This is a genomic window from Burkholderia sp. BE12 (assembly GCF_002959955.1).
Classification (GTDB): Bacteria; Pseudomonadota; Gammaproteobacteria; order Burkholderiales; family Burkholderiaceae; genus Burkholderia.
Map to the genome: position 1 here is coordinate 26,628 of NZ_PREY01000002.1, position 20,993 is coordinate 47,620.

General features: G+C 65.0%; 10 protein-coding genes. 8 read left to right on the forward strand and 2 right to left on the reverse strand.

Features of this window, described 5'->3' with window-relative positions; translation table 11 throughout:
- Nucleotides 1-13 precede the first annotated feature (13 nt).
- Both C4B30_RS35130 and C4B30_RS02240 read left to right on the forward strand, forming a co-directional pair.
- On the forward strand, nt 14-214 hold the full coding sequence (locus tag C4B30_RS35130) for a hypothetical protein (RefSeq protein WP_158683361.1): 201 nt from the start codon (nt 14-16) through the stop codon (nt 212-214).
- 64 nt (nt 215-278) lie between these two features.
- Nucleotides 279-13,082 carry a filamentous haemagglutinin family protein gene (locus tag C4B30_RS02240; protein WP_234015379.1) on the forward strand — a complete coding sequence of 4,268 codons (12,804 nt, stop codon included), beginning with the start codon at nt 279-281 and terminating at the stop codon, nt 13,080-13,082.
- Nucleotides 13,083-13,650: 568 nt separating this feature from the next.
- Here C4B30_RS02240 and C4B30_RS02245 read toward each other — a convergent pair.
- On the reverse strand, nt 13,651-14,976 hold the full coding sequence (locus tag C4B30_RS02245) for a substrate-binding domain-containing protein (protein WP_105131587.1): 1,326 nt from the start codon (nt 14,974-14,976) through the stop codon (nt 13,651-13,653).
- A 687-nt stretch (nt 14,977-15,663) separates the two neighbouring features.
- On the opposite strand from C4B30_RS02245, the gene gspF reads away from it, so the two are divergent.
- On the forward strand, nt 15,664-16,881 hold the full coding sequence (gene gspF, locus C4B30_RS02250; protein ID WP_027780985.1) for a type II secretion system inner membrane protein GspF: 1,218 nt from the start codon (nt 15,664-15,666) through the stop codon (nt 16,879-16,881).
- A gap of 8 nt (nt 16,882-16,889) precedes the next feature.
- Here gspF and C4B30_RS02255 read toward each other — a convergent pair whose 3' ends face one another.
- Nucleotides 16,890-17,336: a type II secretion system protein N gene (locus C4B30_RS02255; RefSeq protein ID WP_105131588.1), complete on the reverse strand. Its 447-nt coding sequence runs from the start codon at nt 17,334-17,336 to the stop codon at nt 16,890-16,892.
- Nucleotides 17,337-17,400: 64 nt separating this feature from the next.
- Here C4B30_RS02255 and gspG point away from each other — a divergent pair, with 64 nt between their 5' ends.
- The 5 genes from gspG to C4B30_RS02280 all read left to right on the forward strand — a co-directional run bounded on the left by gspG (nt 17,401) and on the right by C4B30_RS02280 (nt 20,894).
- A complete protein-coding gene (gene gspG / locus C4B30_RS02260; protein WP_105131771.1) occupies nt 17,401-17,880 on the forward strand; it encodes a type II secretion system major pseudopilin GspG in 480 nt (159 codons plus the stop codon).
- On the forward strand, nt 17,855-18,391 hold the full coding sequence (locus tag C4B30_RS02265; RefSeq protein WP_105131589.1) for a GspH/FimT family pseudopilin: 537 nt from the start codon (nt 17,855-17,857) through the stop codon (nt 18,389-18,391). The genes gspG and C4B30_RS02265 overlap by 26 nt, the downstream gene beginning before the upstream one ends.
- A gap of 194 nt (nt 18,392-18,585) precedes the next feature.
- Entirely contained in the window at nt 18,586-19,332 is a 747-nt protein-coding gene (locus tag C4B30_RS02270) for a secretin and TonB N-terminal domain-containing protein (RefSeq protein ID WP_105131590.1), read from the forward strand.
- 6 nt (nt 19,333-19,338) lie between these two features.
- The gene (locus C4B30_RS02275; RefSeq protein ID WP_011354683.1) at nt 19,339-19,887 is read left to right on the forward strand and encodes an RNA polymerase sigma factor; all 549 of its coding nucleotides are present in this window, start codon (nt 19,339-19,341) and stop codon (nt 19,885-19,887) included.
- An 11-nt stretch (nt 19,888-19,898) separates the two neighbouring features.
- Nucleotides 19,899-20,894 (forward strand): FecR family protein, encoded by a 996-nt coding sequence (locus tag C4B30_RS02280; protein ID WP_105131591.1) that lies wholly within the window; start codon nt 19,899-19,901, stop codon nt 20,892-20,894.
- The last annotated feature ends 99 nt before the right edge of the window (nt 20,895-20,993 follow it).

A 20,993-nucleotide genomic window follows, 5' to 3' on the forward strand; every position in this document is an offset into this window, starting at 1 on the left:
ATACGCGGCCGGAATGCTCCGTAACACCCGCCACGCCGCTGCCATCGGGCTTTCGTATGTTCTTGGGATTCCAGTGGCCGGGTTCGGGCCCGGGCGCAACGACCAGACGCGGCAACGGATCGACGCCGCTTTCGGCGCGATCGTCGTCCAGCGCAATTTCATAGGATTCGGGGTGAAGAATGGCAGCACGCGCATGCACGGCACGACAACCTGACGCGACGGGTTCGCGCCCGGTCCTGAAATCGGAACTGCGACCGCTGGTTCGGGCCGTGGCCCTGATGCTGCTGGCCGGGGCGTCCGCGCACGCGCAGGCGGCCGGCATCATGAACCTCGGCGCGGCGACCGCGCGCGCATCGGGCGGTGGCGCGGCTGGTGCGGGCGGTGCGCCGGGCGTGCCGAATCTCGGCGTGTCGCCGCAGCAGGCGCTGCAGGCGAGCCAGCCGTCGATCCGCAACCTCGGCTACGCCGCGCACGCGATCGCCGCACAGATCGCCGCGCAGCAGAACGCGGCCGCGGCGGCGGCGAAGCTGCCTTCGACCGTCCCGAACGGGCTCGCGCCGGGCGGGTTGGAGGTGGCGCCGGGCATCACCTTTGCGAAAGACGGCAACGGCAATCTGGTCAGCCAGAATACCGACACGGGCAATCCGCAGCTGTGGGTCAACGCGAACGGGCCGCAGCAGACGGTCGACAACAGCGGCCACGTGAACGTCGACGTCAAGCAGACCGGGCAGAACGCGGTGCTGACGTGGCAGACGATGAACGTCGGCCGGCAGACGACGCTGAACTTCGACCAGTCGGCCGGCACGCAGACGAACGGCGCGAACAACTGGGCCGTGCTGAACCGGATCAACGACCCGAGCGGGCGGCCGAGCCAGATTCTCGGCAACGTCACCGCGCAGGGCGCGGTGTACGTGATCAACCGGAACGGCGTGCTGTTCGGCGCGGGGTCGCAGGTCAACGTGCATTCGCTGGTTGCGTCGTCGCTTAATCTGCTCGACATGAAGAACCAACTCGTGCCGACGGCCGAGGGTATCGTCGCGAGCAACCAGCAGTTTTTGAGTTTGCCGGCGGGGACGACGGGCGGACTGGCCTATCCGGAGTCGGGGAGTTCCACGGGGGTAGTGGGTTCGGGCGGCAAGCCGAACGAAGTGCTGGGCCTCGGTAATGCCGCGCTGCTGACGGGCACTTATCAGGCGCCGGGCGACGTCACGATCGAGCAGGGCGCTTCGATCACGACGCATACCAACGGCACGGTGAGCGATGGCGGTTTCGTGCTGGTCGCCGCGCCGAACGTGACGAACGCGGGCAGTATCTCGGCAACGGCGGGGCAGGTCGTGCTCGCAGCGGGCGTGGGGGTGAGCCTGCGGCCCAATGCAACCGGCGCGACGGGCAACCCTCAAGTCTTGCTGCCGGAATTGAGCGGGCAGATCGTGACGACGGATCCGCAGACCGGCAAAACGATCGACGTCACGCCGGCCGGCACCTTGACCAATACCGGCATCGTCCAGGCTGCGCGCGGCAACGTGAACCTGCTCGGCAGCCGCGTCGCGCAGAACGGCGTGGTGGGCGTGACGACGAGCGTGAATACGCCGGGCACGATCACGATCTCGACGGCGGACGAGTATGCGTCGAACAATCCGCTGGGCAACCCGTATACGGGCTCAACCCCGGTCACGGGCGGCGTCGGTGGGGGCGACAACGTCAATCGTGCCGGCCTGCTGAGCTTCGGGCCAGGATCGGTGACGACGGTGCTGCCGGACAATAACGGCCAGACTGCGACGTCGACTCCGGGCACGACATTCACGCCCGGCGGCATCACGATGACGGCCGGCTCGGTCTGGTTCCAGGGCGGCTCGCTGATCGAGGCGCCGGGCTCGAACGTGTCGGTGACGGCCTACGCGCCGTCGGTGGTGACGAACAAGGTGGCCGGCCAGACCGCGGTGCCGGGCCGGATCTACGTGGATGACGGCGCGACGATCGACGTGTCGGGGCTCGCGGACGTCCAGACGCCGATCTCGCAGACGCTCGTGACGATCGACCGAATCGGCCAGAACGAACTGGCCGATTCGCCGCTGCTGCGCAACAGTTTCCTGTTCGGGCTGAAGGGCGTCGTCGTCGACAGCACACTGACGGGCACGCGCAGCGACGGCGTGCAGTGGGTCGGCAGCCCGATCCTGAACCTGTCGGGGTACGTGAACCTGATTCCGCGTACGGTCGATCAACTGCTGACCAACGGCGGCACGATCACGCTGTCCGGCAACGAGGTGATGACCGCGACAGGTTCGTCGATGAACCTGAACGGCGGGTATGTGCATTACAACGGCGGGATGGTCAATACCACGCGGCTCGTCGACGCCAACGGCGCGATCGTGCCGATCGGTCAGGCGAGCCCGTACGACAACTATGTCGGCATCGCCGGGCAGTTCGTCGAGAGCCATCCGCGCTGGGGCGTGACGAAGTCCTGGTACAACCCGTTGCTGACGGGCGGCACGTATCAGTCCGATTACATCGTCGGCGGCAATGCGGGCACGCTCGACCTGTACGCGTCGCAGGCGCTGGTGCTCGACGGCGACATCAGCGCGCAGGCGTTCGGCGGCGCGAAGCAGATGCAGGGCAACAGCCTGCCTTCGGGCGGCACGTTCAACCTCGGCGCGGATCCGAAGCTGGCCGGCGGAGCGCTGGCCGGGATGACGTGGAATGCCGCAGCCAATTCGCTGATGCCGATCAGCGCGATCTCGGGCCTGACGATTCTGCAGGACGAGGCGCCGCAGCTTGGCGCGTTGATGTCGGGCTTCTCGATCGATACGCCGCTAGACAAGAATGCTTCTTCGACGCTTGCCGGCAACGATCCGAGCAATCTGTTGACGACGCGGGTCGTACCGGTCGCGACGCTGAACAGCGGCGGCTTCGCGAACTTGAATGTGACCGAGGACAAGAACGCGGGCAAGGGCATCGTGGTTGCACAGGGCACGCAACTGAACTTGCAGCCAGGCGGTACGATCTCGCTGAACAGCCCTGCGGTAGGGGGCGACGTGAATGTCGGGGGGCGGCTGTCCGCGCCGTCCGGTTCGATTTCCATCACGAGCGGAGGCAACGTCGTCGTCGGGCCGCAGGGCGCGATCAGCGCGGCCGGCCAGTGGGTGAATAACGATGTACAGGCCGTGCCGGCCACGACGCCGGGCAACAGCCAGTTCATCAACGGCGGCAGCATCTCGCTGTCGGCGACGCAAGGGGCGACATACGTCAACGGCGACGCCGTGGACACGACCGGTTCGGTCCTGCTGCAGCCGGGAAGTGTGCTCGATGTATCGAGCGGCGGCGAAATGCTCGCGAACGGCCAGTTGCTGATGCAGAACGGTGTGCCGGCAGGGCGTGGCGGCAACGTTACGTTGCAGACGTACGCCGCTCCGCAGGCGACGCAGCAGTTCGGTCATACGCGCGACGGTGGGTCGCCCTTGCCTGCTACGCAACCGACTGCGGGCACGATCGCGATGGGCGGCACGATCCTGAGCGAAGGTTTTTCAGGGGGCGGCACGCTGACGCTCGAGGCGCTCGGCTTCCGGATCGGTGGTGACCGGGCGGGGGCGGCGCCTTGGGACGTGTATCTGCCCGAAAACTTCTTCTCGCAACAGGGTTTCGGCAAGTACGTGCTGAACGCGTACTACGATTCGACCATCGCACCTGGCGCAGCGGTCGCGCTGACGCAGTTGAACCGCATTCCGGATGCGCTGGCGCTCCAGCAGACAGGCTCGGGTGCGAATCTGTCGACGGGTGGCCTGACGACGACCGGTCAGCTCGACGCGTATCACCGGCAACCGACGAACCTCGTGTTGACGGGCGGGAATGACGTGGCGTGGCAAACCGTGCCAGACGGTCCGACGCCATCGTATCCGGGCGTGACCGGTGCGGTCACCCTGTCGTCCGGTGCATCGATCAACGCTGACGCGGGTGCGAGCGTTGCTCTCGCGTCGCCGACGCAGGTTACCGTGCTCGGTTCGGTGGTCGCGCCGGGCGGGTCGATCGTGTTGAGTGCCGATACCGGAGCCACGACCGCTCAGCCGGGGCAATTCAATGTCTTCACGCCGAGCAACAGCCGGTCTGTCTGGCTCGGCGCCGATGCGACGCTCGACGTATCCGGTGTAGCGCTCGTCAATCCGCTGGCAACGCCGGTCAAGATCGGTGGAACGACCGTCGTGCCGAATACCGGGAAGGTTCTGCCAGGCGGTTCGGTGATGCTGTCTAGCGATACGGGCTACGTGGTCACGCAAGCCGGCTCGAAGATAGACGTGTCCGGCGCATCGGCGAACTTCGATCAATTGCAGGCGAACGGCACGTATGCGTCGCAACCCGTGTGGAGTGATGCCGGGTCGATCACGCTATCGGCCGCGTACGGCCTTTTCGCGGACGGGGCGCTGGCCGGTCATGGCGGTGCGCCGCAGGCGCGGGGCGGCATGCTGACGATCCTGCCGCATTCGAACGGCGGTTCGACCGGCGCGACCGCGCTCGTCGTGCAGCAGAGCGGGATGCTCGTACCCGCCGGGCTTGCGCCGGGCGAGGATTTCCCGACGCCGATCGATTCGAACACCAACCTGCCGACCGGTCAGCCGACCGGCGTGATCCAGTTTGTTGCCGATCGTCTGAATGATTCGGGGATTGCGAATCTCGTGCTGGGCAATGGCGCACCCTCTCCGTTTTCGGCGCCGCCGATCGTGTTTGCCGGTAACGTGAATCTGACGCTGCCGGAGTCGGTGACGCTGAATACCGGCCGGATCGCAGCAATTGGACTGGATCAGTTGTCGACGCTGCTGTCGAAACCTGCACTGCAGGCAGATGGTAGCTCGACGTTCACGAACCTGCTCGCGCAACCGCCGGCCCAAGCGCTCGGCACGACGGTGACGATCAACGCGCCTTATGTTGCGCTTACCGGTCCGATGGCGCCTTCGTCGACACCGACGTTCACGCCGGTCGCGACGCTCTCCGATGCGACGCTGAGCGTGAATGCGTCGTTCGTCGATCTGCGCAACCAGTTCCAGCTCAACAATTTTGGCCAGGCCAATTTCAACAGCAGCGGCGATATCCGGCTGAGTTCGACCAATCCGTCGGGCAACGTGCTGTCGCCGGGTGTGCTGTATACGCCGGGCAACGTGACGTTCAATGCTGCGAGCCTGTATCCCGCCACCGGCACCACGTTCATCGTCGACGCGGTCGGCCCCACCGATCCGGTTACGGGCAAGCTCGCACCGACTACCGTCACGTTCGGTTCGACCGGTTCGTCGGGCACACCGCTGTCGGCCGGCGGCACGCTGCTCGTCGATGCGACGAACATCGTGCAGGGCGGCACCGTGCGCGCGCCGTCGGGCTCGCTCGTATTCGGCGTCGGCGATCCGACGAACAGTGCGACGCAGAAGCAGTTCGGCAGCCTGCCGCTCGTCGCGACGGATTCGGTGACGTTCGCGAGCGGTAGCATCACGGCGGTTTCGAACGGCACAACGATCATTCCTTACGGCACGACGGTCGACGGTGTCGAGTGGCAGTTCAATCCGCTCGCGGGCACGACCGCGTCCGACCTGAATGCGCCGCCTGCCAAGTACATCGGCGTGAACGGCACCAGCGTCGCGCTCAACAAGGGCGCTACGATCGACCTGTCCGGCGGCGGCGACCTGCAGGCAGCCGAATGGGTGCCGGGCACGGGCGGCACGCGCGACGTGCTGTCGCAATACAACGTGAGCTATGCGAACGGCAAGGGTGCGACGGCGGTGCCGACCAATGCCGGCGCGGGGAATGTCTATGCGATCGTGCCGGGCGTACAGTCGCCGGTGGCCGCTTACGATCCGGTGTTCGCGCAGTCGGTGCAGCCGGACGTCGCCAGTAATGGTACGGCGACGACCCAAACCGTCACGCTCGGCGTCGGCCAGGCCGGAACGAACGATTCGATCGGCAAGGCCGTATACCTGTCCGGCGTGCCCGGCCTCGCAGCCGGCTACTACACGTTGCTGCCAGGCAAATACGCGACGCTTCCGGGCGCGTATCGCGTGACGGTGTCGGCTACGACCGGCAACGTCGTGCCGGGTGCGTCGCAGGTGCTGCCGGACGGTACCGTCATGACGGCCGGATACTTCGCCGATGCGGTGACGGGCGGTCGCAGCGCGACGCCGATACTCTTCAACGTGCAGTCGGGCAACGTGTGGCAGCAATACTCGCAATACACGCTGAAGGGAGCGAACGCCTTCTTCACTGCGCAGGCCGCGAAGCAGGGCAACGTGACGCCGCCGCTGCCGGTGGACGGCGGTCAGCTCGTGCTGGCCGCGACGAAGGCGCTCACGCTCGGCGCGACGCTGAACGCGGCGGCGGGTGCGGGCGGCGCGCCGGCCGAGGTCGACATCGCGTCGCAGGACATCCAGATCACCGGCAACGGCAGCGCGGCGCTGCCCGGCTATCTGCAGATCGGTGGTGATGCGCTCGATTCGCTGAACGCGGGCAGCCTGCTGATCGGCGGCACGCGTGCGGCGACGACGAAGGGCGTGACGATCACGCCGATCGCGAACAGCGTGGTGGTGTCGAACGACGCGAATTCGTCGCTGAAGGGGCCCGAGATCCTGCTCGTGACGAAAACGGACGCGAGTGGCACGGATTCGAACGCGGCAAACGGCTTGCGTGTCGACGCAGGTGCATCGATCGTGGCGGCAGGCGATTACCCGGCGGCGAAGGACCAGCCGATCGCGATCGCCGGCGACGGCGCGATATTGCGCGTGTCGAACGGCGCGATGGCGCCGCTCACGCGCACGGGCGGCACCGGCGCCGGGTTGCTGACGGTCGGCGCAGGGGCGACGCTGTCGGGCGGGCAGGCGCTGATGCTCGATTCATCAGGCAACCTGAAAGTCGACCCGAGCGCGGTGTTGTCGGCGAAGGCGATCACGGCGGACGGCTCGGCGATCACGTTCACCAATGCGAGCGGCGCGGCCGCTGCGAACCTGCCGGGGTTCGTGATCGATCCGGCCGGGCTCGCGCAGCTCGCCAACGCGGATCTCGTCACGCTGCGCAGCTACGGCGCGATGGGCTTCGTCGGCGACGTGAACGCGACGTTCGGCAAGAGCGTCGACCTGAGTGCGGGCACGTTCACGAGCGACGGCGGCCGCGTGACGCTGAACGGGCAGCAGATCGCGTTCACGAACGAGACGGGCGCGCCCAACGGTACGGCTACGCCGGGCAGCGGCACGCTGACGGTCAACGCGAAAGAGATCGATTTCGGCACGGGCACGAAGACGCTGAGCGGGTTCTCGTCGGCGAACATGACCGCGAGCGGCGGCATCGTCGGGCAAGGCACGGGGACGTTCGATTTCGGCTCGCTGCCGATGACGCTCAACGCGCCGGTGTATCTGGCCGATACGAGCTCGGCATCGAACGTGAAGACCGCCGGTGCGCTGACGCTGAACGGCGCAGCGGGCACCGCATTGACGAAAACGCCGGTTGGCGGCGCATGGAAATTCGTCGGCGGCACGCTTGCCGACAACGGCGCGACGATCGCCGCGCCGGCCGGCAACGTGAGTCTCGAGGCGACGAACGGCAACCTGACGATCGGCAGCGGCTCGACGGTCAGTTCGGCGGGCGTGTCGAAGCAGTTCTTCGACGTGACGCAATATGCGCCGGCCGGCTCGATCGTCCTGACCGCCGACGCGGGTACGGTCGACGTGCAACCGGGTACGACGCTTGATTTCTCGGGTGCGAAGGGCGGCGGTGCGGCGGGCAGCCTGACGCTGTCGGCACCGAAGCAGGTCGTGAATCTCGACGGCACGATCAAGGGCGGCGCGACGAACGGCTATGCGGGCGGCTCGCTGTCGCTCGACACGGCCGGCGCGGCCGACCTCGATTCGCTGGCCAAGACGCTCGCATCGAGCGGCGTGAACCAGTCGATTGCCGTTCATACGAAGTCGGGCAACCTGACGCTGTCGGTCGGTAACGCGCTGACCGCGCACTCGGTGTCGCTGACGGCCGACGGCGGCGCGGGCAATGCGTCGGATACCGCGAACGGTAACGTGAACGTGCTGGGCACGATCGACGCGTCGGGCAAGTCGGGCGGGCAGATCGACCTGTACGGGCGCAGCAGCGTCGATATCGAGGGCACGCTGCTCGCGCGTGGCTCCGATCCGACGCAGCGCGGCGGCAAGGTGAATATCGGCACGAGCGCGGTGTTCGATCCGACGGTTTCGAATCCGTACAACGCGACCTACGGCTACGAGAACATCGACCCGTCACGCTCGGGGCTGATCCGTGTCGGCGCGAATGCGCTGATCGACGTATCGGGCGGGACGGCCGGCGGATTGTCGGGCGGCACCGTGAATTTCCGGGCGCCGCTGCTCGCGGACGGCAGCATCGATGTCCAGTTGCCGAATGCATTCAACAGCGGCAAGGGCATCGTCGGTTCCCGCGCGACGACGCTCGAGGCCTACGCGGTGTGGAACACGACCGATGCGACGTCCGGCGCGCAGCACTTCGACGGCATCGTCGACCCGGCGGGCTGGTACGACAGCAAGGGGCATCTGCTGGCCGGCACGTTCACCGCGCAAGGTACCAATCCGCCGACCTTCACGTTTACGCCGGATGCGAGCGGCGACGGCGGCGGCACGCTGACGAACGACGCGACCGGCGCGCAGGTGACGCTGACGGACAGCCAGGCCGACCTGGCTTCGCTGTATAACGGCGTCACATCGATCGGCTTTCCGGGGATGAGCAGCGCGTACTTCGTGCCGACGACCGCGAACGCCGATCATCAGAATTTCTACGGCGGACAGATCGTGAAGGCGAGCGATGGCACGCTGTCGATGACGCCCGGCACGCTGATGGGATTCATTCAGAGCGGGCTCGGCGCCAATGGGCCGATGCTGCAAGGGGCGACCTCGGGCATCGCGAATTTCCGCGTGGCGCCGGGGATCGAGTTCGACAACCCGAGCCCGGCGATCAATGGCGGCAACATCTCGATCCTGTCGAACTGGAATCTGGGCGCGGGGCTGCCGAACAACAGCGGGACGATCGTGCCTTCGTATCGCTACAAGGGGACGGTCGCGCCGATGCTGACGTTCCGGGCGACGAACGACTTCGATGCGGAAGCAAGCATTACCGACGGATTTTTCCAGAACCAGGTCGCGACGATTCTGGGGGCGGCGGGGAATGCGTCGGCTACGGGGACGTACGCCGCAGCGCTGGCGTTGTACAACAACCTGATGTCGCTGGACGATCCGGCGTCGATTACCGTGCAATTGACGGATGGTTCGACTCAGTCCTTGTCCTCATTCGGTAGCAACTCGGGGAATCCGCTATATGATCCGAACATCGCGTTGAACGCGCCGCTCGTGAAACAGACCGCCGATTATTATTCGAATTATCTGGGCTATGCGAATGCCTGGGGTGGTTATTATGATCTTTGGATGAATGGTAGTGCGAGCAAGGGTAATTATTCGCTTCATGTAATGCCTTATTCTCCGCTCTTTACGTCTGCGCCAATTATTTCAGATTATGGTTCGTATCAGGATTATTCGAGTGCGTATTCGACATGGCTGAATGGTTACAATGCCGTAACCATCACTGGATTGGTCAGGAATGGAGTGGTTGTGTACAATAAATTTGGCACGCCTACTCCTCCTGTTCTGCCGTCTAGCCCCACGGATTACAGTGCCTATATTTCATTGTATGGAAATTTTTATGTCGGTAAAATTTCCATCATTAAATCCAGTTCCAGTGTATTGGTGCATCCGAACAATGCATTCAGTTTCGTATATGCTCCGCTCGCACCGTTGTCTATCCCGGATACGGGGATTGCCAATATCGGAAACTTGCCAGGTAACGTGCCGGCCAATGTTGCAACCTCCGATAACCCGTTGCCCATCAGTTTTGCCGCGCTCCTCGGAGGCCAAAGCTCGTCATACCGCCTGGTCGGCGGCGCCGATCTGACGAGCGCCAATCCGCTTGCCGTGCAGCCTGCTGCTGCATTCAACGTCGGCAGTGCGTCTTCCGGCAACGTAACGCTAAACCGGCACACCGGGTACGTCGATTCGAACGGATTGACGTTGCTTCAGCCGACGACGATCCGTACCGGCACGGGATCGATCGATATTGCAGCTGGCAACGATCTTGCGCTGGCGGATACGACTGCACCGGGCGTGGTATATACGGCGGGCGCGCCTGCGCAGGGTTCGCCTGCATTGGGTATTACCACGGCAGTTGTGAGTGGCAGCCCGGGCCTGCAAGACATTCTGGTTACACCGGCTGTGAATCCCGATTCGGCCGGCGACATATCTATTCGTGTGCAGGGAGACATCAACGGCATCCAGAACGTGGCCGATGCGGCAGGCGCGGTGACCGGCGGCGCCGGGAACAGCATCAGCCAGTATTGGTGGCAGTGGATGGAGATCACTCCGGGGACAACTGCCAATAACAGTACGATCGTCGCTCCGTTGACCCGATCGTCGATCGATTTCGGCGCATTCGACCAAGGCGTGATGAGCGTCGGCGGCAACGTCTCGATCAGTGCCGGTGGCAAAATTTCGGACCTGGCCGTGTCGCTGCCGACCACGTGGTACCTGAACGGTAGCGGCAAGCCTGTCATTGTCGGCGGCGGAAACCTGGCGGTGCGAGCGGGCGGCGACATTCTGAGCGGCGACTACTTCGTCGCGAAGGGAACGGGGACGATATCGGCTGGCGGAAGCATCGGGTCGGATATTTCCGTGGCATCTCGACAAACTGGAGTGGCTCCGCTCGACGTGTCGACAGTGCTTGCAACTCAGGACGGAATATTCGACGTTACTGCGCGCCAGGGCGTGGATATTGGTGCGGTACTGAATCCGTCTTATTCGAGCAGCTTTGTGCAGAGCGGCGGACAGCCGACTGCTATCGTCAATCTTTTCGATTACGGCCAGTATCCTGACAACCAGGGCTATTCACCTGCTTCCGCGGTCAGTGTGCTATCCACGACCGGCGACGTCCGGCTCGGTTCGCCCGGGGGCATGTTGACCGGCGCGAACGGCGTGCTGCCTGCGAGCATGAATCTGATTGCGTTCGATGGTGCGATTGATGTTCAATCCGGCGGTGTCCTCTATCCGTCGGCTGTTGGTCAGTTGAATTTGATCGCGGACCAATCGGTGTACCTTTCCAATGTATCAGGCATGCGAACCAACGCCGCATTGCCCAATACGTTCGGTTTGTCCGACGCCGATCCATCACAGATGCCTTCGCCGACGAACCCGCAACTGAAGGTAAGTATCCCGGCGTTGACGAATACGACACTCGCCGCACATGCTCCAAATGCGCTTCATGGCGACGACTTGCAGCCCGCACGCCTTTACAGTCTGAACGGAAGCATCGTCAACGGCACCGTCGATGCTCCCGGCTATAGTGACGGCCTCTACCGGAGTCTCGTCACACTGTCGATCGACAAGCCGGCGCTCGTGCAGGCTGGACAGGACATCGTGAACCTGGCGTTCTGGGGGCAGAATTTGCGCAGTTCGGATGTGACGCGGATCGTTGCCGGTCGGGACATTTACGACACGCCGATTCCTTTCACAGGAGGCGGCGCAGTTCCGGTTTTGTCGCTTGGCGGACCTGGTTGGTTTGATGTTCAGGCCGGGCGCAATATTGGCCCGCTGACGAGTCAGGCCGAGTTGTATAACCAGAAGGCCAACACAGATGGAATCGCGCACCCGTTCACGGGCATCGATGCAGTCGGCAACGCGAACAACCCGAACCTGCCGCACGAGAGCGCGAACGTCAACGTGCTGTTTGGCGTGGGCCCCGGCGTCGATCTGCCTGGGTTCATCTCGACCTATGTCGCGCCGGGCAGCTCGGTTGCCGGCGTGCCGAGCGCGACGCCCGCGTTGATCGCGTTTATGGAGCAGTACGACGCGGGGCTTGGCGTCGATACGGGACTGCAGGTGGACAAGGACAAGGCACTGGCGAAGGTCGCCCAGTTGACGGCCGACGACGCGTGGAAGCAATTCCAGGCGCTGCCGTCTTACGTACAGCAGCTCTTCGCGGAAAAGGTGTTGTTCGGTGTGCTCGCGCAAGTCGGTGCGGACTTCAACGACCCCGCGAGCCGATACAGCGGCCAGTACGCGAGAGGCTACCAGGCGATCAACACGCTGTTCCCGGCTTCGTTCGGCTACACGGCGAACAATCTGGGCGGTGGTTCGAATGGCGCGAACAAGCAGGTCGACACGGGCAATCTCGATATCCGCAGCACGACGATCCAGACGCAGCAAGGCGGCGACGTGACGATCCTCGGGCCGGGCGGGCAGGCACTCGTCGGTAGTACGACGGCGCCGCCGCAGATTGTGGACGCCAACGGGAACGTGGTGGCGGGCCCCGGCACAATGGGGATTCTGACGCTCGAGAAGGGCAACGTCGATATCTTCACGGACCAGAGCGTGCTGCTCGCGCAGAGCCGGATCTTCACCGAGCAGGGCGGCGACATGACGATCTGGAGCTCGAACGGCGATATCAACGCGGGCAAGGGCGCGAAGACGTCGGCCGATACGCCGGCGCCGCAGTACGTGTGCGATGCGAACCACTACTGCACGGTCGATTCGCGCGGGCAGGTAACTGGTGCAGGGATCGCGACGCTGCAAAGCATACCGGGTGCACCGAAAGGCACGGTCAACCTGATTGCGCCACGCGGTACCGTCGATGCCGGGGACGCTGGCATTCGTGCGGGTAACCTGAACGTCGCCGCGTTGCGTGTCGTGAACGCGGACAACATTCAGGTGACGGGAAAGGCAACCGGTATTCCGCTCGTGCAAGCGGTGAATACGGGCGCGCTGACGGCTGCGAGTTCGGCGGCGTCGGCGGCGAGTCAGGTTGCTCAGGACATCGCGAAGAACAATGCATCGGGCGTTGCTCCGCGCCGCTGGACGATCAGCGTTCAGGTCGAGGGTTTCGGGGATAACGGCCCGGATGGCGGGTCGAAGCGACGCAAATCGGAGCAGGTTGGTTACGATTCGTCGAACTCGGTTTCGCTGCTGGGGTTCGGCGCGGCGGGGCCGACCCAGCGGACGTTGCTCAGCAAGGAGGAGCTTGGAAAGCTGAACAGGTTCTGAATGTGACCGAGAAATGCAGGTTGATTCGGTAGCGCCCGATTCAGCCGGGTAGACTGGAAAAACACTCCTGCTTTGCATGTTTGAAGCGGGAGTTTTTATTTCCAATCTCCGAATCGTATGCGCTTGGAGCGTCTCTTTCATGAGCTGTCGGCGGTTGCGGTGTCGCAGGATTCGCGAAAGCTGCGTCCAGCACATCCTGAATGATTCGAGAGGCTGCTTCCGGGAGATGGGAGATACGACGCAGCATTCACTGAGACGAGGCTTGCCGTATCGATGGTGTGCGTAACGAACGTTGAGACAGGTGAGAACGGTGTTGGCGATAGCTTGGGGATGCGGTTCGCTGCGGCCACGATCTTCCGCGTCTGACACGCGTGGCTAACGGCCACGGGTTATGGATCGTGATAACCATTGCATCGTGATGCCTTCGACTGCAGCGCGAATCGATGCAGTACGACCAATGTGGGGCGTTATAGGCGGGTCATTGACTGAGGTGGAGGTTTAAAAAAACGGCCTCGATTGCTCGAGGCCGGTGCGCTGTAATGCCGTGTGTTGCAGGATCGGTTGTCGATTACCGGCCGGTGACGAAAGCGCAGGCCGATGCGTCGCCGATGTCCAGGTTGTTTCCGCTCGTGTTGCTCAGGAAGTTCGCGGAGATCGCGGTCTTGAAGCTCGACGGCACGGTGTCGAAGCCGTTGCCGTGCACGACCGACGCGTAGCTGGCGTTCGTGTAGTGGTTGTTCAGGAAGCTTTGAACATTCGACGTTACGCTCGGATTGGCATAGCACTGGCTCAGGATGATCTGGCTCGTGCCGGAAACCGGATAGCCGGAGGCCGGGTTGGCCAGCTGGCTGTAGGCCGTGCCGGAAACCGGAACCCACTGGGTCGGATCGGCGGCGGCGGCGCCCGACGGAGCAGCAATCGTACCGAGCGCCGTCGTCGCGTTCGCATACGTCGGCGCGTAGTACGCGCCCTTCGTCGAGTTGTACAGGCTGGCGATCGGGAGCTGCAGCGCGCCTGACGACGTCACGACCGTGCTTTGCGACGCGAGGAACGTGTTCGTGTAGTCTGGGCTCAGGTAGGCGACTGCGGCCGTACCGGCCGACGACAGCGATGCGAGCGAACCGCGAACGCCGCCGCTGCCCGAAGCCGCGACGAAGTTTGCCGGCACACCGGACGGGAACGCCGTCGTGTTCGCGAACGTCAGCGAATCGACGAACGTCACGCCGGCCTTCGTGTTGGCGGTCGTGCAAACCGCATGCAGGTGGCGAGTCAGCAGTTCGGTCGTGCCACTGCCGTCCGCGCGATAGACGACCGTGATCGGCTTGTTCAGCGAGTACAAGCCGCCTTCCGGATTGGTAACTTGGTTCCAGTTCGTCAGCTTGCCCGAGAAGATGCCGCACAGGTCGTCGTCGTTCAGCGCAATGCTGTGCGCCTGACCCGGCATCGTTTGCGGCGTGATCGAACTCGTCACGGCCGGGCCGTTGACGACCGGCACCGTGATGGCCGTCACGATGTACGGGATCTGGATCAGCGGGCCGCTGTTTGCACCGACCGTGCCGGCGTTGTACGACGTGACTTGTGCCGTCGTCAGCGCGGCATCGCTGTTCGCGAAGTCGACCGTGCCCGTGACGCCCGCGCCGAGGTACGTCGGCTGGTTGTTCAGGAATGCGTTCTGGCCGGCACCCGAGCCGACCGAGTAGTACGTGAACGTGGCATTGGAAGTGCCGAACAGGCCGATTTCACCGGAAGCCGGCGAGTTGGCGCCGATCGTCGGTGCGACGAGCGACGAACCGCCACCTTGAATCACCGGGCCTGCGGCCATCGCGGCCGTGGCGCCCAGACCGGAAATGACGAGAGCGAGGACTTGACAGATCTTGCGCTTGCTGGATTTCATGAGAAATTTCCTTGAACGAAGATAAACGGGAACCCCTGCTACTGCGGTTGGAATGCTTATGGACCGCCGGGTAAATGTAGGTGTAAATCCGAATAACGCGTGTGAATTTTTTATAACGAATGGTGCGTAACATTTTCGCCAGAGAAGTCATTGCGTTACTCGGATTGATAAAGGGGCGATTTGGCCGCTATTCGACGTGTGCCGGAATTCCCAGATGTTGAGATTGTGTCGGCGAGCGCCGCTGCGCACTTTCGAGCGGGCTTGGAGCGGGGTGCTGGAGCGCGTTTCCGCACGTCACGCGAACGGTTCCCGGCATACGGTGCCGCGCTATCGCAACTCCAAGTCAGTTTCGTGGCGGATGCTGCGGAGCATTTCTTCCGGAGACGAATGAGTCATCTGTTGAAATTTCCCTGAAATTGATTTAATGGGTTTGATAAAAGAATTCTGATTCTTGCGTATCTGATCGTTAATCTTCAAGTGATTGAGTATGCTATCCGGAATGAAATCGTTTTTCCGATATAAGAATATCGATCGAAAGTAATAAAGCCCGCCAAAAAAGGTAGCCCAACATCCGTCACAAATTTGCGCCGGTTCGCTCCTTAGTCTTCTCCGGCGACTCCATCCGGCCCGTTGCGCAACATCGCCGGAAAAAGTCGTACGCGTGACACGAGGGCAGAGGGTACTGACATGTCGGCATTCCGCTACGAAGCGATCGATCCCACCGGCCGCACGCTGAAAGGCGTGCTCGAAGCCGACAGCGCACGCGCCGGCCGCAGCCATCTGCGCACGCAGGGGCTCACGCCGCTCGTCGTCGAACTGGCCGCGCAGCGTCTGCACGGCGAGCGCCATCAACGGTTGTCGCTCGGCCGCAAGCTGTCGCAGCGCGAGCAGGCGATCCTCACGCGCCAGCTCGCGAGCCTGCTGGTCGCAGGTCTGCCGCTCGACGAATCGCTGTCGGTATTGAGCGAGCAGGCCGAACGCGAATACATGCGCGAGCTGATGGCGTCGATCCGCGCGGAAATCGTCGGCGGCCATTCGTTCGCGAACGCACTGAGCCAGCATCCTCGCGATTTCCCGGAGATCTACCGCGCGCTCGTCGCGGCCGGCGAGCACACGGGCAAGCTCGGCGTCGTGCTGTCGCGCCTGGCCGACTACATCGAGCAGAGCAACGCGCTGAAACAAAAGATCCTGCTGGCGTTCACGTATCCCGGCATCGTCACGCTGATTGCGTTCGGCATCGTCACGTTCCTGCTGAGCTACGTGGTGCCGCAGGTCGCGAACGTGTTCACCAGCACCAAGCAGCAACTGCCGACGCTGACGGTCGTGATGATGGCGTTGTCCGATTTCGTGCGGCACTGGTGGTGGGCGTCGCTCGCGGCGACGGTCGCGATCGTCTATGCGATCCGCAAGGTGCTGTCGCGCGATGCACCGCGGCTCAGATTCGACACGTGGGTGCTGACCGCGCCGCTCGCCGGCAAGCTCGTGCGCGGCTACAACACGGTGCGCTTCGCGAGCACGCTTGGCATTCTCACGGCGGCCGGCGTACCGATCCTGCGTGCGTTGCAGGCGGCCGGCGAGACGTTGTCGAACCGCGCGATGCGCGCGAACGTCGACGACGCGATCGTGCGCGTGCGCGAAGGCTCCGCGCTATCGCGCGCGCTGGCCCATACGAAGACGTTCCCGCCGGTGCTCGTGCACCTGATCCGCTCGGGTGAGGCGACCGGCGACGTGACGACGATGCTCGATCGCGCATCCGAAGGCGAATCGCGCGAGCTGGAGCGCCGCACGATGTTCCTGACGAGCCTGCTCGAACCGCTGTTGATCCTGGCGATGGGCGGCGTGGTGCTCGTGATCGTACTGGCGGTGATGATGCCGATCATCGAGCTGAACAACATGGTGCAGTGATGCGCGGCTCAGCGCACGAACGCGTTGGCCTTCTCCGCGGCGGGCAGCGCGATCTCGTGTTGCAGCCCGTTGCGGTCGATGACGATCGAGCGCGCGCGAACCTCGGCAAGCTTCGCGGTGCCGCCGATCGCCGCGCCGAGCGACACGACGCGCGATGCTTCGCCGCCGACGCTGACGATCGCAGCGGCTCGGCGTGCATCGAAGGCGAGTACGCCGAGCAACTGGATGGCATCGCCGCCGCCGTCGGGTTTCGCGCCGAACAACCGTGCGCCGGCTGCAACGTCGATCGACGTGGGCGGTGGTGCAAGCGCCGCGACCGGCGCATCGGCGCCGCTCAATACGCGCACGGCCCACAGCGACACGGCGGCGAGTGTCGCGGCGGCGGCGAACGTCGCCGCGAGCTGCACGAGATCGGTGCGGGACGGCGCGATGCGAAGCAGGTCGAATGGTTTCATGGCGACGGGTCGATGCGATGGACAGAAGACGTTTTCCATTCTTTGCTGCGAGGGTGAATGCATGATGACGGGCCTCAACGAAACCCGAACGTCGTACGCCGGCCACGCGGGCAGACGAGCGCGTCGCCGCACGCAACGCGGCTTCACGCTGATCGAGATCATGGTGGTGGTCGCGATCCTCGGGATTCTCGCGGCGCTGATCGTGCCGAAGATCATGAGCCGCCCGGACGAGGCGCGCCGCATCGCCGCGAAGCAGGACATCGGCACGATGATGCAGTCGCTGAACCTGTATCGCCTCGATAACGGCCGCTATCCGTCGCAGGAGCAGGGGCTGACCGCACTCGTGCAGAAGCCGACGGTCGACCCGGCACCGAACAACTGGAAGGACGGCGGCTATCTGGAACGGTTGCCGAAGGATCCGTGGGGCAACGCGTATCAATACCTGAACCCGGGCGCGCACGGCGCGATCGACGTGTTCAGCTACGGTGCGGACGGCAAACCGGGCGGCGAGGGCAACGATGCGGACATCGGTTCGTGGCAGTAACGGCGTGCGCATCGTGAAGCGGCCGATACGACACACACGCGTCCCGCGTCACACGGCGGCGGGCTTCACGCTGCTGGAGATGCTCGTCGTGCTCATGATCGCCGGGCTGCTGGTCGCGGTCGTAACGCTCGCGCCGTCGCGCAACCGGCGCACCGATCTGGCGGAGGAGGCGCAGCGCCTGGCGAACCTGCTCGAATCGGCCGGCGACGAAGCGCAGGTGCGCGCGATGCCGATCGCTTGGCAGCCGGTCGGCGGCGGCTATCGCTTCGTACAGCGCACCGAAGGCGGCGCCTGGGCGCCGATGACCGACGACCTGTATCGCGCACGCCGCTGGGGCAGCGAAGTGACGGGCGTGTCGGTGCATTACACGGGCGGCGGCGAAGCGCCGTCGCGGATCGTGCTCGGCAGCGAAAGCATCGACGTGCCGGTGACGATCACGCTGTGGTCCGGCGATGTGCGGATGGCCGTCGTCGGCACGGGCATCGGCAACTTCGTCGTGCGCCGGCCCTGAGCGGCGGGCGTCGTGGTTCGCGTGCGATCCGGCGATGCACGAAAGCGGTGCGGCGCGATTGAGCCGCGCGGCGATACGCTTCACCGGACTGTCACAGTGCCCGCTCACAATCTGTCGTTCGCTTGCGGCCGAACCGCTAACGGGGGTTTGCGTTCCGGCACGCGGCGTGCAACTCCACTTCCGTCCAGGGATTCATGACTCGTTCACGGGCGCCGACCGGTGTCCTGGCGCTCGTCGCGTGGCTCGCGTTCGTCGTGCTTTGCATGCGCGGCGTACAGGCACAGGAGACCGGTTCCACCGGCCGCCAGCCGGGCAGCGCGGTGCATTTCGATCTGCCCGCGCAGCCGCTCGCGAAGACGTTGCGGGATTTCGCGCGGCTCACCGAGCTGATCGTGCTCGCGCCGGCGCCGCTGCTCGACGGGCGCACGAGTGCGCCGGTCCAGGGCGATTTCGCGCCGCGCGACGCGCTCGAGCGGATGCTGGCCGGAACGGGATTGAGTGCGAAATTCTCGCGCCCGGACGAAGCGATCATCGTCGCGCAGCCGGCCGCCGAGACGCCGCCCGCTCCGGCCGACACGCCGGCGGATGCGGCGCTGCCGATCGACGGGATCGGCGATTCCGGCGATCGGCGTGCGTTCGCGGGCCTGCTGCAGGCGCATCTGATCGATGCGCTGTGCGCGCAGCCGGCGGCCGTGCCGGGCAGCTATCGACTCGTCGCGCAGGTGCGCATCGACAACAGGGGGGCGGTGGTGGCGGTCAACATGGTGGCATCGAGCGGTTCGGCCGCCCGCGACGCGGCGGTGATGCGCGCGTTGCGCGCGCTGAAGCTGGACGACGCGCCGCCTGCGGACCTGCCGCAGCCGGTCACGATCCTGCTGCGCCCGGCCGGCAACGGCGTGCATTTCCGTTGCCCGGCGCCGCAGCCGGCGGTGCGGGGCTAGGCCATCATGTCCGACAGCAACCGCTCCGGGCTCCGGAATCTGCTGGCGACGCGCTACGCGTACCTGGTCAGGCGGCTCGAGCGCGTGACGGGGTCGAAGGACGGCGCCGCCGACGCGCTGCACGAAACCTGGCTGCGCCTCGAGAACGCGAACGTCTCCACGCAGGTGACGAACGCGGACGCTTATATACTCGGGATGGCGAACAATGTCGCGATCGACCAGCATCGGCGCGAACGGCGGCATCTGCACGACGACGACGTCGAGACGCTGCTGGAGATGCCCGACGAACTGGCCGATCCCGAGCGCATCGTCGCGGCGCGCCGCAAGGTCGAGACGCTGAAGGACGTGCTGCGCGGCCTGCCGCCGCGGCGCCGCGCCATCCTGCTGGCCGCCCGCGTGGATGGCCTGCTGAACCGCGAGATCGCCGAGCATTTCGGCATTTCGCTGCGGCTCGTCGAAAGCGAGCTGAGCGCGGCGATGAAGTACTGCCTGCAGCGCATGCAGGAAGACGGCGATCCGTACACGGGCACGCGAGGCGGCCCGCGTAAATTTTGAGCATCCGGACGATGACGAAAGCCCAGGCCCAACCTGCCCACGACGAACTCGACGAAGCGAGTGCGTGGCTGCTGCGTCTGCGCTCGGGGGACGCGAGCCAGGCCGACGCCGACGCGTTCGAGCGCTGGTGTGCGGATCGTCCGCAAGCCGCCGATCTGCTGCGCGGCACCTGGAGCTCGCTGCGCACGGCCGCGACCGAACTCGCGCACGAGGAGCGCACGGCCGCTGCCTGGGCACATGTCGCCAGGCGCGAACGCACGATGCGCACCGGGCGGCGCGCGTTCATCGGCTTCGCGGTCGCGGCGGGCGCATCATGGCTCGCGGTGCGGCCGCCGATGCAGCTGTGGCCGTCGCTCGGCGACATCGCGGCCGATTACCACACCGGTACCGGCGAGCAGCGCAGCGTCGCGCTGTCGTCGCGCGTCACGGTCGAACTGAATACGCAAACGCGTCTCGACGTGCTGCCGGCAAGCGATGCCGCGCATGGCGTCGAAGTCGTCGCGGGCGAGGCGGAAATCGACGCGGTCGCGCCGCCGGCCGGCCGCGCGACGCCGATCCAGCCGGTCACGGTGGTGGCGGGCGGCGGCCGCATGCGGGCGCTGGTCGCGCGTTTCAACGTGCGGCGTACGGGCACGCAGGTCTGCGTGACGTGTCTGTCCGGAACGGTCACGCTCGAGCATCCGCGCGGCGGGCGTACGCTCAGTGCCGACGATCAGGTCGTCTACGACGACCGCGGCGTGCAGCCGGTGTCGCGGACCGATCCGGGTGCCGTCAGCGCGTGGCGGCGCGGCATGCTGGTGTTCAACGGCGTGCCGCTGTCGGACGTCGTCGACGAGATCAACCGCTACCGGCGCGGCAAAGTCATCCTGCGCAGCGCGTCGCTCGGCGCGAACCGAATGCAGGCGCAGTTTCCGATCACCCGGCTCGACGACGTGATCGACATGGTCGGCCGCCTGTACGGCGCGCACGTCACGCGCCTGCCCGGCAACATCGTGCTGCTGAGCTGAGCTGAGCTGAGCTGAGCTGAGCTGAGCTGAGCTGAGCTGCTTTCCCCGCGTTCCGCTTTCCTTCCTTTATCCCGCTTCCTTCAGGCCGCTGCTCCGCCT

What these genes read in the sequence shown, in the direction of transcription:
- C4B30_RS35130 (WP_158683361.1), top strand. Translation starts at nt 14, where the DNA reads ATGCTCCGTAACACCCGCCACGCCGCTGCCATCGGGCTTTCGTATGTT.
- C4B30_RS02240 (WP_234015379.1), top strand. Translation starts at nt 279, where the DNA reads ATGCTGCTGGCCGGGGCGTCCGCGCACGCGCAGGCGGCCGGCATCATG.
- C4B30_RS02245 (WP_105131587.1), bottom strand. Translation starts at nt 14,976, where the DNA reads ATGAAATCCAGCAAGCGCAAGATCTGTCAAGTCCTCGCTCTCGTCATT.
- gspF (WP_027780985.1), top strand. Translation starts at nt 15,664, where the DNA reads ATGTCGGCATTCCGCTACGAAGCGATCGATCCCACCGGCCGCACGCTG.
- C4B30_RS02255 (WP_105131588.1), bottom strand. Translation starts at nt 17,336, where the DNA reads ATGAAACCATTCGACCTGCTTCGCATCGCGCCGTCCCGCACCGATCTC.
- gspG (WP_105131771.1), top strand. Translation starts at nt 17,401, where the DNA reads ATGACGGGCCTCAACGAAACCCGAACGTCGTACGCCGGCCACGCGGGC.
- C4B30_RS02265 (WP_105131589.1), top strand. Translation starts at nt 17,855, where the DNA reads ATGCGGACATCGGTTCGTGGCAGTAACGGCGTGCGCATCGTGAAGCGG.
- C4B30_RS02270 (WP_105131590.1), top strand. Translation starts at nt 18,586, where the DNA reads ATGACTCGTTCACGGGCGCCGACCGGTGTCCTGGCGCTCGTCGCGTGG.
- C4B30_RS02275 (WP_011354683.1), top strand. Translation starts at nt 19,339, where the DNA reads ATGTCCGACAGCAACCGCTCCGGGCTCCGGAATCTGCTGGCGACGCGC.
- C4B30_RS02280 (WP_105131591.1), top strand. Translation starts at nt 19,899, where the DNA reads ATGACGAAAGCCCAGGCCCAACCTGCCCACGACGAACTCGACGAAGCG.